The sequence below is a fragment of the Pseudomonas sp. MDT1-16 genome (assembly GCF_054898115.1).
In genome coordinates this window covers 2,348,571-2,362,862 of the sequence record NZ_CM142717.1, presented here as the reverse complement: position 1 = coordinate 2,362,862, position 14,292 = coordinate 2,348,571, and the positions used below count along the sequence as shown (strand labels likewise).

The 14,292-nt window shown below is 57.1% G+C and carries 10 protein-coding genes; 7 read left to right on the top strand and 3 right to left on the bottom strand.

What is annotated here, in order from left to right:
* Positions 1–2: 2 nt before the first annotated feature.
* Complete coding sequence (locus ACYZT3_RS10575; protein WP_282380469.1) at positions 3–662, bottom strand: GntR family transcriptional regulator; 660 nt, start codon at positions 660–662, stop codon at positions 3–5.
* A 266-nt stretch (positions 663–928) separates the two neighbouring features.
* On the opposite strand from ACYZT3_RS10575, the gene xdhA reads away from it, so the two are divergent.
* The 4 genes from xdhA (at position 929) to guaD (ending at position 7,075) form a co-directional block, all read left to right on the top strand.
* Entirely contained in the window at positions 929–2,383 is a 1,455-nt protein-coding gene (gene xdhA, locus ACYZT3_RS10570; RefSeq protein ID WP_282380471.1) for a xanthine dehydrogenase small subunit, read from the top strand.
* Entirely contained in the window at positions 2,376–4,775 is a 2,400-nt protein-coding gene (gene xdhB / locus ACYZT3_RS10565; RefSeq protein WP_462032062.1) for a xanthine dehydrogenase molybdopterin binding subunit, read from the top strand. Before xdhA ends, xdhB begins: the two co-directional genes overlap by 8 nt.
* Positions 4,776–4,916: 141 nt before the next feature.
* The gene (xdhC, locus tag ACYZT3_RS10560; RefSeq protein ID WP_282380475.1) at positions 4,917–5,762 is read left to right on the top strand and encodes a xanthine dehydrogenase accessory protein XdhC; all 846 of its coding nucleotides are present in this window, start codon (positions 4,917–4,919) and stop codon (positions 5,760–5,762) included.
* Between the two features lie 8 nt (positions 5,763–5,770).
* Entirely contained in the window at positions 5,771–7,075 is a 1,305-nt protein-coding gene (gene guaD, locus ACYZT3_RS10555) for a guanine deaminase (protein ID WP_282380477.1), read from the top strand.
* Between the two features lie 131 nt (positions 7,076–7,206).
* On the opposite strand, the gene ACYZT3_RS10550 is transcribed toward guaD, so the two are convergent.
* Positions 7,207–7,971: a GntR family transcriptional regulator gene (locus tag ACYZT3_RS10550; RefSeq protein ID WP_282380479.1), complete on the bottom strand. Its 765-nt coding sequence runs from the start codon at positions 7,969–7,971 to the stop codon at positions 7,207–7,209.
* Positions 7,972–8,198: 227 nt separating this feature from the next.
* Here ACYZT3_RS10550 and ACYZT3_RS10545 point away from each other — a divergent pair, with 227 nt between their 5' ends.
* Positions 8,199–9,389 carry a benzoate/H(+) symporter BenE family transporter gene (locus tag ACYZT3_RS10545; RefSeq protein ID WP_282380481.1) on the top strand — a complete coding sequence of 397 codons (1,191 nt, stop codon included), beginning with the start codon at positions 8,199–8,201 and terminating at the stop codon, positions 9,387–9,389.
* A gap of 143 nt (positions 9,390–9,532) precedes the next feature.
* Here the strand turns inward: ACYZT3_RS10545 and ACYZT3_RS10540 are convergent, their stop codons facing one another.
* Positions 9,533–9,817: a 50S ribosome-binding protein YggL gene (locus ACYZT3_RS10540; RefSeq protein WP_027921750.1), complete on the bottom strand. Its 285-nt coding sequence runs from the start codon at positions 9,815–9,817 to the stop codon at positions 9,533–9,535.
* Between the two features lie 23 nt (positions 9,818–9,840).
* Here ACYZT3_RS10540 and ACYZT3_RS10535 point away from each other — a divergent pair, with 23 nt between their 5' ends.
* Positions 9,841–12,219 carry a hypothetical protein gene (locus tag ACYZT3_RS10535; RefSeq protein ID WP_462032061.1) on the top strand — a complete coding sequence of 793 codons (2,379 nt, stop codon included), beginning with the start codon at positions 9,841–9,843 and terminating at the stop codon, positions 12,217–12,219.
* Positions 12,197–14,275: an integrase gene (locus ACYZT3_RS10530; RefSeq protein ID WP_462032060.1), complete on the top strand. Its 2,079-nt coding sequence runs from the start codon at positions 12,197–12,199 to the stop codon at positions 14,273–14,275. The genes ACYZT3_RS10535 and ACYZT3_RS10530 overlap by 23 nt, the downstream gene beginning before the upstream one ends.
* Positions 14,276–14,292: the final 17 nt, after the last annotated feature.

Below are 14,292 nucleotides of genomic sequence, written 5' to 3'. Positions count from 1 at the left end.
GCTTAAGCGTCCGTCAGGGCAGAAACCACCAGATCGCAGCTGCGCTTGGCGTACGCCGTCAGCACGATGCGGATCTGCGGAAAATCACGGGCCAGCACGGCGGCGAGCAAGCGTTCGAACAGCTCGAGGAACTCGCTCATCGAGGCCTTGCGCTGTTCCAGGGCGAGAAAATACGCGCGGCTCATGGCCGGCTGCAGGTTCTCGACGGTTTCCTGCAAGTACGGATTGTTGGCGAACGGATACGCGGCGCGCATCACACTGAAGCTGTCGTCGACGAAGGTGCGAATGTCCTGACGTTCGTAGCTGGCGGTCAGACGCTGCTGGATTTGCACGAACGGCGCCATGTCGGCCTGGACTTGCCAGCCGCTGGCCACTGCATTGCCGAGCAGGATGTAAAGCTCGCTCATCAGCGTGCACAGGCTCCGGACCTTGTGGACCGTGAGCTCAGTCACGTGGGCGCCACGTCGCGGCAGGATCGCGATCAGGTGGCGGCGCTCGAGGATCAGCAAGGCTTCACGGACCGAACCGCGGCTGACATTGAGAGCCAGCGTGACCTTCTGTTCCTGGATGCGCTCCCCGGGCTTCATTTCGCCACGAATGATGCGTTCGGCGAGGTGGTGAGCAATTTGCTCGGCGAGGCTGTCCGGCGCCTTGAACGTCATGGTTGTCCTTCAAACTCTTCGATTTGCACAAGCGGCGCAGTGTACCGCACATAAAGGGTCATGGCGGAGTGCCCACTTGGCGGTTTTTGGCACGATTCAAGCAAAAAGCAGGCTATCCCGTGAGGGTCAATAATGAAGGAACGAGTCGTTGATCGACAAAATGCCATTTCCTGACCTTTAAGTCAGAAAATCATTGACCGAAAAGTCAGACCTGATAAATTCGGTTCAAGTCGGTTAACAACAATAATGAGTCTGCGAGGCCTTCCGTGATCCAGTTTTTACTTAACCAGGAACTCCGTAGCGAGCACGCCCTGGACCCAAACCTGACCGTGCTCAATTATCTGCGCGACCATGTGGGCAAACCCGGCACCAAAGAAGGCTGCGCCAGCGGTGACTGCGGTGCGTGCACCGTGGTGGTCGGCGAGCTGCAAACGGATGACGATGGCCGCGAACACATTCGCTATCGCAGCCTCAACTCGTGCCTGACGTTCGTTTCGTCACTGCACGGCAAACAACTGATCAGCGTCGAAGACCTCAAGCACCAGGGCCAACTGCACAGCGTGCAGAAAGCCATGGTCGAATGCCATGGCTCGCAATGCGGTTTCTGCACGCCAGGCTTTGTGATGTCGCTGTTCGCGCTGCAAAAGAACAGCGATCAACCGGATGCTCATAAAGCTCACGAAGCCCTGGCCGGCAACCTCTGCCGCTGCACCGGCTATCGGCCGATTCTGGCTGCCGCCGAACAATCCTGCTGCGGCAAGCAACCGGATCAGTTCGATGTTCGCGAAGCCGACACCATCGTTCGACTGAAAGCCATCACACCTACCGACATCGGCGAACTCAACAGCGGCGACAAACGCTGCCTGGTGCCGCTGACCGTCGCCGATCTGGCTGACCTCTATGACGCTTATCCACAGGCTCGCCTGCTGGCCGGCGGTACGGACCTGGCGCTGGAAGTCACGCAATTCCACCGCACTCTGCCGGTGATGATTTATGTAGGCAACGTCGCCGAGATGAAGCGCATCGAACGCTTCGACGATCGCCTGGAAATCGGCGCCGCCACGGCCCTCTCCGATTGCTACGAGGCCTTGAAGGCCGAGTACCCGGACTTCGGCGAATTGCTGCAACGCTTTGCTTCCCTGCAGATACGCAACCAGGGCACCCTCGGCGGCAACATCGGCAACGCCTCGCCGATCGGTGACTCCCCACCCCTGCTGATTGCACTCGGCGCGCAGATTGTCCTGTGCAAAGGCGAAGTCCGCCGCACCATGGCCCTGGAAGATTACTTCATCGATTACCGGGTCACCGCGCGTCAGGAAAGCGAGTTCATCGAAAAGATCATCGTGCCGCGTGCCAGCGCCGAACAACTGTTCCGCGCCTACAAGGTGTCGAAGCGTCTGGACGATGATATTTCCGCGGTCTGCGCCGCGTTCAACCTGCGCATCGACAATGGCGTGATCGCCGACGCCCGCGTCGCCTTCGGCGGCATGGCGGCTACACCAAAACGTGCCAAGGCCTGCGAAGCTGTATTGCTCGGCGCCACGTGGAACAACGACACCGTCGAACGCGCCTGCACCGCATTGGCCGAAGATTTCACGCCGCTCTCGGACTTCCGCGCCAGCAAGGAATACCGCCTGCTCAGCGCGCAAAATCTGCTGCGCAAATACTTCATCGAACTGCAAACACCGCACATCGAGACTCGGGTGACCGCTTATGTCTAATCATCACGCTGTAGAGAAGACCCAAGCCGAACTGGCTGAACTGTTTGCCAAGGACCTGACCACCGGCGTCGGCCGCAGCGTCAAGCACGACAGCGCCGACAAGCATGTGTCCGGTGAAGCGCAGTACATCGACGACCGTCTGGAATTCCCGAATCAGCTGCACGTTTACGCACGGCTGTCGGACCGCGCCCACGCGAAAATCATCAGCATCGACACCAAGCCCTGCTACGCCTTTGAAGGCGTGCGCATCGCTATCACCCACGAAGATGTGCCGGGCCTGAAAGACATCGGTCCATTGCTGCCGGGCGACCCGCTGCTGGCCATCGACGATGTGCAATTCGTCGGTCAACCGGTGCTCGCCGTCGCCGCGAAAGACCTGGAAACCGCACGCAAAGCCGCCATGGCCGCGATCATCGAATACGAGGATCTCGAACCCGTTCTGGACGTGGTCGAAGCCCTGCGCAAACGCCACTTTGTACTCGACAGCCACACCCATCAGCGCGGCGATTCGGCCGGCGCTTTGGCAACTGCCGAGCATCGCATCCAGGGCACGCTGCACATCGGCGGCCAGGAACACTTCTACCTCGAAACCCAGATCTCTTCAGTGATGCCGACTGAAGATGGCGGAATGATCGTTTATTGCTCGACGCAGAACCCCACCGAAGTGCAGAAACTGGTGGCCGAAGTGCTCGATGTGTCGATGAACAAAATCGTCGTCGACATGCGCCGCATGGGCGGCGGTTTCGGCGGCAAGGAAACCCAGGCCGCCAGCCCGGCGTGTCTGTGCGCGGTGATCGCGCACCTCACCGGACAACCGACCAAAATGCGCCTGCCGCGCGTCGAAGACATGCTGATGACCGGCAAGCGTCACCCGTTCTACGTCGAATACGACGTGGGCTTCGACAGCACCGGTCGGCTGCACGGAATCGCCCTGGAGCTCGCCGGTAACTGCGGTTGCTCGCCAGACTTGTCGGCGTCGATTGTTGACCGCGCAATGTTCCACGCCGACAACTCGTACTATTTGGGCGATGCGACCATCAACGGTCATCGCTGCAAGACCAACACCGCGTCGAATACCGCTTACCGCGGTTTCGGCGGCCCGCAGGGGATGGTCGCCATCGAAGAAGTGATGGACGCGATTGCCCGCCATCTGGCCCTTGATCCGCTGGCCGTGCGCAAGGCCAACTACTACGGCAAGACCGAGCGCAACGTCACCCATTACTACCAGACCGTCGAGCACAACATGCTCGAGGAAATGACCGCCGAACTCGAAGAAAGCAGCCAGTACGCCGAGCGCCGCGAAGCGATTCGTCGCTACAACGCCAACAGCCCGATCCTGAAAAAAGGTCTGGCGCTGACCCCGGTGAAATTCGGTATTTCCTTCACCGCCAGCTTCCTCAATCAGGCCGGCGCGCTGATCCACATCTACACCGACGGCAGCATCCACCTGAACCATGGCGGCACCGAAATGGGCCAGGGTTTGAACACCAAAGTTGCGCAGGTTGTGGCCGAAGTGTTCCAGGTAGAAATGGACCGCGTGCAGATCACCGCGACCAACACTGACAAGGTGCCAAACACCTCGCCGACCGCCGCTTCCAGCGGTGCCGACTTGAACGGTAAAGCCGCGCAGAACGCCGCTGAAATCATCAAGAAGCGCTTGGTGGAATTCGCCGCGCGGCAGTACAAGGTCAGCGAAGAAGACGTGGAATTCCACAACGGTCACGTGCGGGTTCGCGATCACATCCTGACCTTTGAATCGCTGATCCAGCAGGCGTATTTCGCTCAGGTGTCGCTGTCGAGCACCGGGTTCTACAAGACCCCGAAAATCTTCTACGACCGCAGCCAGGCTCGTGGTCGGCCGTTTTACTACTACGCCTTCGGTGCAGCCTGTTGCGAGGTGATCATCGACACCCTGACCGGCGAGTACAAGATGCTGCGCACCGACATTTTGCATGACGTCGGCGACTCGCTGAACCCGGCGATCGACATCGGTCAGGTCGAGGGCGGTTTCATCCAGGGCATGGGTTGGCTGACCATGGAGGAACTGGTGTGGAACAACAAAGGCAAACTGATGACCAACGGCCCGGCCAGCTACAAGATTCCGGCGGTGGCGGACATGCCGCTGGACCTGCGCGTGAAGCTGGTGGAAAACCGTAAAAACCCGGAAGACACGGTGTTCCATTCCAAGGCGGTGGGCGAGCCGCCGTTCATGCTCGGCATCGCGGCGTGGTGTGCGATCAAGGACGCAGTGGCGAGCCTTGGCGACTACAAGCATCAACCGAACATCGACGCGCCGGCGACGCCGGAGCGGGTGTTGTGGGGGTGTGAGCAGATGCGGCAGTTGAAGGCGGCGAAAGCTGCCGAGGCTGAGCCGGAGTTGGCTTCGCTCTAGACCGAGGCGCGGCCTTCGCGGGCAAGCCTCGCTCCTACAGATTGACGGTGTATCGCGATAATACATTCGCTGCAAAACTTGTAGGAGCGAGGCTTGCCCGCGAAGACGCCCGAACAGACAACAGAGATGTTGAGGTGAAACATGTACAACTGGATCGACGCCCTCGCCGACCTGCAAACCCGGGGTGAACCCTGCGTGTTGGTGACCATCATCGAAGAGCTCGGCTCGACGCCGCGCAATGCCGGTTCGAAGATGGTCATCGGCGCCAACCAGGCCTTCGACACCATCGGTGGCGGGCATCTGGAATACAAGGCCATGCAGATCGGCCGGGAGATGCTTGCCAGCGGCAAGCAGGACACCCATCTGGAGCGCTTCAGCCTCGGCGCCAGTCTGGGCCAGTGCTGCGGCGGCGTGACCGTGTTGCTGTTCGAACCGATGGGCCAGGTCCAGGCGCAGATTGCCGTGTTCGGCGCCGGTCATGTCGGTCGGGCGCTGGTGCCGCTCCTCGCCAGCCTGCCCTGCCGGGTGCGCTGGATCGACTCGCGGGAAGCCGAATTCCCTGAACAGATCCCCCACGGCGTCCGTAAAATCGTCGCCGAAGAACCGGTGGACGAAATCGATGACCTGCCCGCCGGCAGCTATTGCATCGTCATGACCCACAACCATCAGCTCGACCTCGAACTCACCGCCGCGATCCTCAAACGCAACGACTTCGCCTACTTCGGCCTGATCGGTTCAAAGACCAAACGGGTGAAGTTCGAACACCGCTTGCGTGACCGTGGTTTCGACAGCGCCGCGCTGCAACGCATGCGCTGCCCGATGGGCATCGGCGAAGTCAAAGGCAAGTTGCCTGTGGAAATCGCCATCTCCATCGCCGGCGAAATCATCGCCACCTATAACGCGAATTTCGGCCAGCACACCGCCAGCGCCGGATCATCGATTGCCAAACTGCTGCCTGCTTCACGCCGCAGCCAAGCCACCCATTGAGAACTCACATGCCTTTGACTCGAAAAGCCTACCGCGCCGCCATTCTGCACAGCATCGCCGACCCCGCTGAAGTGGGCATCGAAGCCTCGTACGAGTATTTCGAGGACGGCCTGCTGGTGGTCGATAACGGCCAGATCAGCGCCGTCGGCCACGCCAGCGAATTGCTGCCGACCCTGCCGGCCGACATCGAAATCACCCATTACCAGGATGCGTTGATCACCCCAGGCTTCATCGACACCCACATTCACCTGCCGCAAACCGGCATGGTCGGTGCCTACGGCGAGCAACTGCTCGACTGGCTCAACACTTACACCTTCCCGTGCGAAAGCCAGTTCGCCGACAAGGCTCACGCCGACGAGGTCGCGGGCATTTTCATCAAGGAACTGCTGCGCAACGGCACCACGACTGCGCTGGTATTCGGCAGCGTGCACCCGCAATCGGTGAACTCGTTTTTCGAGGCCGCCGAGCAGCTGGACCTGCGGATGATCGCCGGCAAAGTGATGATGGACCGCAACGCCCCGGACTACCTGACCGACACCGCTGAATCCAGCTATGTCGAAAGCAAGGCACTGATCGAACGCTGGCACGGCAAGGGTCGACTGCACTACGCGGTCACCCCGCGCTTCGCCCCGACCAGCACCCCGGAACAGCTGACCCTTGCAGGCCAGTTGCTCAGCGAATTCCCTGGCCTGTACATGCAAACCCACATCAGCGAAAACCTGAAAGAAGTCGAGTGGGTCAAGGAACTGTTTCCAGAGCGCAAGGGCTACCTGGACGTCTACGACCACTACAAACTGCTCGGCGAGCGTTCGGTATTCGCCCACGGCGTGCACCTGTGCGATGACGAGTGCGCGCGGCTCGCGGAAACCGGCTCGGCGATCGCCTTCTGTCCGACCTCGAACTTTTTCCTCGGCAGCGGCCTGTTCAACCTGCCGATGGCCGAGAAGCACAAATTGAATGTTGGTTTGGGCACAGACGTCGGTGGCGGCACCAGTTTCTCGCTGCTGCAAACCCTGAACGAAGCCTACAAGGTCATGCAGATGCAAGGTGCGCGACTGAGCCCGTTCAAGTCGCTGTACCTGGCGACCCTCGGCGGTGCCCGCGCGTTGCGCCTGGAAGACAAGATTGGCACCCTGCAACCGGGCACCGACGCCGACTTCCTGGTACTGGACTACAACGCCACGCCGCTGCTGAGCTATCGCTTGAAGCAGGCCAATAACATTGCCGAAACGTTGTTTGTATTGATGACGCTGGGGGATGACCGGACTGTTCTGCAGACGTATGCGGCGGGTAATCAGGTGCATCAGCGCTAAAATCTCTCCACGCTGATCGTTCCCATGCTCCGCGTGGGAATGCCTCTAGGGACGCTCTGCGTCCAGTGACGCGGAGCGTCACGGGCTGCATTCCCGCGCAGAGCGTGGGAACGATCATCACTCGGTCTGACTTATAGCTTGGCGACCGGCCGCCCTGGCTTTTTGGTCTGCAACAAATGCGAGAACACCGCATGCAAATCATCCGACGCGCTTTCTTCGTCGAGGTTGAGTTTGCTGTCGATGTGATCCATGTGATGCATCATCAGGTCCACCGCCAGCTCAGCGTTGCGCGCTTCGATGGCGTCGATCAGTTGGGTGTGCTCATCGTAGGAACAGTGGGAGCGATTGCCGCTTTCGTACTGAGCAATGATCAACGAGGTCTGGGACACCAGACTGCGCTGGAAGCTGATCAGCGGCGCGTTTTTCGCCGCTTCAGCCAACTTCAAGTGAAACTCGCCCGACAAGCGGATGCCGGCACCGCGATCGCCCCGGGAGAAGCTGTCGCGCTCGTCGTTAACCATCTGGCGCAACTCGGCAATCTGTTCGGCAGTGGCGTGCTGCACAGCCAGTTCAGTGATCGCTCGCTCCACCAGACGCCGGGCCAAGAACACTTGGCGAGCCTCTTCGACACTCGGGCTGGCGACGACAGCGCCACGGTTCGGACGCAGCAGCACGACGCCTTCATGGGCCAGGCGCGACAGCGCGCGGCGAATGATGGTGCGACTGACCCCGAAAATTTCCCCCAGCGCTTCTTCGCTCAACTTGGTGCCGGGCGCCAGACGCTGTTCGAGGATGGCCTCGAAAATATGCGCGTAGACAATATCGTCCTGGGTGCCGCTACGGCCGGCTTTGCCTGCTCGCGGTTGTTTCTTTAGGGGTTGCAACTGTTCGTTCATGGGCACTCGAGTCGGAAGAACTGCGGCGAATTGACCGTGACTGTAATACGGCACAGTGGGTCGCTGGCAAGTATCGCGTAAAAAACACTGCGATTGTACACAATGGAGGGTGGCAACACGACTGTACGGCTGTTTGCGGCCTCGGCTGTATTGCAACGCTTGGTTACTTTTGAGTTTAGGCTTGAACCCGGGTTTTACCTTTCAAAAGTATAAGGAACACCGCGGTCATGAACGACGCCACGCACACGCAGCTCCGCCCTTTGGCCGATACGTCGCCTTCGGCGATCGTCGCCGGCTTCATCGCGATGATGACCGGTTACACCAGCTCGCTGGTCCTGATGTTCCAGGCCGGGCAAGCGGCGGGGCTGACCAGCGGGCAGATTTCATCGTGGATCTGGGCGATCTCCATTGGCATGGCGGTGTGCTCGATTGGCCTGTCTTTGCGCTATCGCACCCCTATCACGATCGCCTGGTCGACCCCCGGCGCGGCGTTGCTGATCACCAGTCTGGGCGGCGTGACGTACGGCGAAGCCATTGGCGCCTACATTACCTGCGCGGTACTGGTGACCCTTTGTGGCCTGACCGGCAGCTTCGAACGGCTGGTGAAAAAGATTCCAGCGTCATTGGCCGCCGCTTTGCTGGCGGGAATTCTGTTCAAGATCGGCAGCGAAATCTTCGTCGCCGCCCAGCATCGCACTGCTCTGGTACTGGGGATGTTCTTCACTTACCTGGTGGTCAAACGCCTGTCGCCGCGTTATGCCGTGCTGGCCGCGCTGTTGATCGGCACGGCGCTATCGGGGTTCATGGGGCTGCTGGATTTCAGCGGCTTCCATCTGGAAGTGGCGACGCCGGTCTGGACCACGCCGCACTTCTCCCTGGCCGCGACCATCAGCATCGGCATCCCGCTGTTTGTCGTGGCAATGACGTCGCAGAACATGCCGGGCATCGCCGTGCTGCGCGCTGACGGTTACACCGTGCCGGCTTCGCCGCTGATCACCACCACCGGCATCGCCTCGTTACTGCTGGCGCCGTTCGGTTCCCACGGGATCAACCTCGCGGCCATCAGTGCAGCGATTTGCACCGGGCCGCATGCCCATGAGGATCGTAACAAGCGCTACACGGCGGCCGTCTGGTGCGGGATTTTCTACGGGATCGCGGGGGTGTTTGGCGCAACGCTGGCAGCGTTGTTTGCCGCACTGCCGAAAGAGTTGGTGCTGTCGATTGCGGCACTGGCGTTGTTCGGCTCGATCATCAATGGCTTGAGCATTGCCATGAGCGAAGTGAAGGAACGTGAAGCGGCGCTGATTACCTTTATGGTCACGGCGTCGGGGCTGACGCTGTTTTCCATCGGTTCGGCGTTCTGGGGGATTGTGGCGGGGGTGTTGACGCTGGTGATCTTGAACTGGCGCAAGGCTTGAAAAGCAAAAGATCGCAGCCTCGTTTCACTCGACAGCTGCTACATGGAATGCGATCCGTGTAGCAGCTGTCGAGTGAAACGAGGCTGCGAGCCTTAAATCTTGATAAAAAAACGGCGACCCTTGGGTCGCCGTTTTTTAGAACATCAAGCTACCGGATTGATCGGCTTTTCCGGGTACCAGACGTCGATCAGCGGGCTGACGGTTGCTTCAGTCAGTTCGCTGCGGCCTTTGAGCCAGGCTTCAACTGCGGCACGCTGCTCTTCGGAAACCGAGCCACGCTTCTGCAGGCAAACCAGACCGAAGTCGTCGCCGCCAACATAGCCCAGACCGTTGGCTTCCATGGCTTCTTTCAGGAACGCGTCGAGGAAAGCATCAATGGCTTCATCAGCCAAATCTTCTTTGAAATCCAGGTTCAGTTCGAAACCCAGCTCTTTGCTTTGACTATTTAGCGATGGGTGTCATTATTGGTTTAACAGCTCTAACACGGGCTCAAAAGACACCACGGACAGCTTCAAAAAAAATGACAATTATCAAAAACGCCTCTACTGTCCTCTACCATCCACTTACCGCGATCGACCCAGAGGTCGGTGACCTGATCCTTCAGGCTGGCGAGGTCTACCGACAGTCGACAAAGGCGAGAAGTTTTACGATTCGACCTGCTCTACAGGTACTCGAAGCGTACTGCGATATCACTGGCCAGCGGATCACGATGGAGACGCTTAGAAGCCCCGCGATCGAGGCAGTCCTGGAAGGCTACACAGCCGCCTTGGCTGGCGATGAGCTGCTTGACTTACCAAATAGAGAGTCAGTGAATTTCTGTCGCCGCATCTATCAGGCGCTAGCTGCAGCTAAGCTCGCGCACTCGGATCTCTATCCCGTTAGCTGGGACTTCGCCCTATTCAAACCTGATGCAGCCGAATGCGCGAAAGTGGCATCGGCGGACGATTTCAAGAGGTGGTACTGGGGAGGTTGGACGATCTTTCGGGAAGGCGGTGGGAGCTCGCACCTGAGACTAGCACCTCTCGTGGCCGCTTATGGAAGGGCTTTTGTCGAGGGCATGTATGCCCAGCTAGAGAAACACTACCGTGGCCGAGGAGGTGATTATCGTCTCGAATGGGGCTTCATGTTCGATTACCTCCACAAACATCAAGCCCAATGGCCTCTGCGTACATTCGAGAGCGAACAAGGAGTGAAGCGATTCATGCACGCTTTCACTCTTGCTCATTTCTATAAGGCTAAGAAAGACGGCCACGACAGCAAATACAAGATCAAAGCGTGGAACAAGTTCCTCAACGCTGTTGAATCTTGCCTATGCAAAACAGGCGTATGGGCGAGCCTTACCTCACCGATCCGGCGCCCTCCTCCAGCTACCAAACATGGATCGGAAACGAGGCTGCGTGAAGATGAGGACGGCCTGCTTATACAAGAAAAGCTAATCACGAGTATTCCACTGCACGTAACCGATGCCGAGGCTATCGACGTGTTGTTCTTTCATATCAAGAACGATCTCGCGACGGTACGTAACTGGGCTAGCAAGCAGGCAGCAGATCTGAAATCTCGCTGGGCCCGCCGAGTTTCTCTAGCTCAGGAGGGTACTTCAATTATCGAGTACACAGGCCGTGGCATGGTCAAGCGGTATACACAGGCGGACATCTGCGCGACTTTGGAAGATATAGGTTCCGCGGTGCCACATAATTTTCTTTGCAAAGTTCACGAGCAGATCACGGGTGAAAGTTGCAGCGCCATGCACCTCGCCAGTACTTACGGCTTCCAATTGAAAGGCTGTCTGTATCCGCTGCAGTGCCTCCTCGTGCTTGAGCACCCAGAGATCACGGCGGACTTTCTCAACGGATTCGAGCTCTATAACCCGCGAGGGCAGTTGTCAGGGTTTGATGAAGAGAAACGGCTGCTCATTGGCTATAAAGACCGTAAACAGTCGGATGTCCGGGAGCAGACCATTGAGCTCAATGACACCTCATTTGCCATCGTTAAAGACATCATCGAGATAACCAGCCTCGGTCGGCGAAAACTTAAGGCCCAAGGTAATGATGTCTGGCGCCAGCTGTTTGTGAATTCCGCCAGGGGTACAACCGTCTTTGGGGCCGACATTATTCCCCAATGGAATAACAGTAGCTTTGCTAACAATAGCGGTCTGCGCGAGCAACTGATCGCTCAATTCACACCACACATCAATCTCCCAGAGATGCAGCTGGTGGACTTTATTCAGAGAGTGCGACTGGGGCGCATCAGAGCTTCTGCAGCGGTCGCAGTTTTCATTACGAGTAAAAGTACTGAGGCGATGTCCAAGGCTCTTGGCCATGAACACTATTACCCAGACTTGCTCAGTCACTACCTGCCGGACGCCCTACTGGCCTTCATTAAGGCGCGATGGATCAGGATTTTTCAGAAGGCTATGGTGTGCGAGGCCATGAAGGACAGCCCTCACCTGCTTCGCGTGACTCAGTTCAATAACATGGACGAGCTGGATACCTTCCTGGATAACCATCGGATCAAAGAGATCCCATCTGAAGCTTCAGATCCTGAGCGCAAGGAACAGCGCACCCCCATTGAAACCAGCGAGGCCGTGCTCTCAATCGGCGTCCCTTTCCTCGCTTCGCTGCTCTCACTTGAAGCAGCAGTGACGACGTCCACTAATCGAGCTCGTGTATGCGGCAAAGCAGAGTACTGGGCGTCGTTTGCAGAGAAAGTTAAAGCCGAGATTTCCAATGGATATAACCGGCTGCTGAAGAAGCACTTGGATGCTGCTTTGAAATTGGTCGATTCAAAGAAGATGGAGGCGCTGATCTATGTCCCTGCTCACTGGGCGTGAATCCGGATATGAGTTTCTTGATGACTTTGACTTGGTCGAAGCATCACCCCACACAACAGCATCCTGGCTGCGGTGCAAATTCGAAGAGAATTCCTGGGTAATACTGACCAACCAGAAAAAACCATACGAACTCGATTGGGGGGTTCGTCTTTGGGATGGCAGCGTCTTGACTGACGGCAAGAATGAGATCTTGCTTCGCTCGCTTAAGCATCTACTCATCATCAGCACAAATGGCGTCAACGATGAATTTGCTACTCTCTCGCACGATTCTCAAAACATGCGCTTAGCTTGCACATTGAGAGTCATCGACTACTTGCTGATCAATGCTCAAAGCTACGACCTTATCACCTTCGGCCTAGGCGCTTTGAACGCCGATGACTTGAAGGGGATACTCAATCAACTGGCCTCCTATGCACGTTCTGAAGACTCCATTTATGCATGGCATGAGCGCGTGTCCGCGTTTTGCAAGCTTCAACTAGGCGACCTCAGCAATGCTGAGGCAAAGGAATTTTTTGCCAAGCATCCGAGCATGCTGGAGGTCAGCGATGACGTCTGTGAGGATCTCAGGCTCGACATCACCGCCTCCGACATTCCGAGAATTCGTGCGGCAATGATGAAAGCGAACCTGTATTACGGAAACAACCACAACGGCTACAAGATCAGCACTAAAGTGCTTTCTGAACGATTGTACCCAGACACGCTACGAGGACGACAGACCGCAAAATCAGCGCTGGAGGCACTGAGTTTTTACCCTAACGAACAGAACTACAAACGAGAATATCCCTCAGTAAGAGTTACCACCGGCGAAGCCGAGTTTCTCCAAGAATCATTGTATTTTTACTACAGGTACACCCTCGTAAATAGTGCATCGCTCAGTGCGCTAGGACTACCTGTCCCCTCAGATACGATTACGATCAAAGAATATGTTCCAAAGCTTAATCAACCATCCCGATTTAGAAGCGTGCCCTCTGGAAACCTATTGAAACTGTTCCGTAGCAGCATGGAGTTCCATGTCGACCACGGAAGGAAGATTCTGAATGGATTCATTAGAGTCGCGAGCTACTGCCACGCCCAAAACATTTCGATGATCCGACTAGCTGACGCCGATTTCCTGAAAATCATCGGCCCAGAGCTCGTAGATTTGGGCGTCAAAAAACTAGGTCTTTCTAGTCACCGCCAAACCGGGACGAGATCCCGACGAAAAGGAGACAGGAATCAATACTTCAAGCAGATACGTGCAAACCACGGACTACTTGAATTGGTTTACGTCTACCTCGGCAGCATACAGCTGACCGTCGGGATGATAATGGCGAGACGCGTTGATGAGCTGGTCACTCTGGAGGCTAAAAAATGCTTGGACATGACCAAGTCATGGCTGATCTTCAAACTAGCCAAGTCCACACGCAACGCCCTAGGTATTCGACAGCGCGAGTCTCGCCCCATCGACGCCATCGCCGTCGAAATGATTGAGGAACTGCGTCGCTTCCAAAAGCTACTCAAGCGTCTTGGCGTTATCGAAGATCTGACCGACCTTTTTGCCACCCCGTCGTCTATGGGACATAAAGTACTCCAGGACTGCTCCTTGCACCTTTTCAACCGCCACCTGGATTTCGCCTGTGACTACTTTGAAAGCGATGTCACTGCAGACGGTGAGCGCTACTACGTTCGCCAACACCAGTTGCGGCGCTTTTTTGCCATCATGTTTTTCTATACCAACAGCTTTGGCGACTTGGATACACTGCGCTGGATGCTCGGCCACCGCGACATCGAACACGTCTGGAACTATCTGACCGAGTGCTTGGAACCTAAAGACCTACGTGGTGCGGGCGCGCGCTATTTCGCAGACTTGGCCAAGCAAGACCGGTTGGAAAATTACCAAAACTTGCAGGATCTACTGTCTGCGGAGTTCGGCACTACTAAGTTTTCGCTGGTCGATGATCAGAAAATTGAAAATTACCTCACAGCGATGCTGGAAGAAGGGAAAGCCAGGGTAGAGCCGCAGTTCTTCAAAGATGAAAATGGCAAATCCATGAAAATTCTTTTCATTGTTAGCTGAGAATAAAAAATGAGCAC

Bases quoted from the DNA above. Each gene is read 5' to 3' on its own strand.
- ACYZT3_RS10575 (WP_282380469.1), bottom strand. From the start codon at position 662: ATGACGTTCAAGGCGCCGGACAGCCTCGCCGAGCAAATTGCTCACCAC.
- xdhB (WP_462032062.1), top strand. From the start codon at position 2,376: ATGTCTAATCATCACGCTGTAGAGAAGACCCAAGCCGAACTGGCTGAA.
- ACYZT3_RS10545 (WP_282380481.1), top strand. From the start codon at position 8,199: ATGAACGACGCCACGCACACGCAGCTCCGCCCTTTGGCCGATACGTCG.
- ACYZT3_RS10535 (WP_462032061.1), top strand. From the start codon at position 9,841: ATGGGTGTCATTATTGGTTTAACAGCTCTAACACGGGCTCAAAAGACA.
- ACYZT3_RS10530 (WP_462032060.1), top strand. From the start codon at position 12,197: ATGTCCCTGCTCACTGGGCGTGAATCCGGATATGAGTTTCTTGATGAC.
- xdhC (WP_282380475.1), top strand. From the start codon at position 4,917: ATGTACAACTGGATCGACGCCCTCGCCGACCTGCAAACCCGGGGTGAA.
- guaD (WP_282380477.1), top strand. From the start codon at position 5,771: ATGCCTTTGACTCGAAAAGCCTACCGCGCCGCCATTCTGCACAGCATC.
- ACYZT3_RS10550 (WP_282380479.1), bottom strand. From the start codon at position 7,971: ATGAACGAACAGTTGCAACCCCTAAAGAAACAACCGCGAGCAGGCAAA.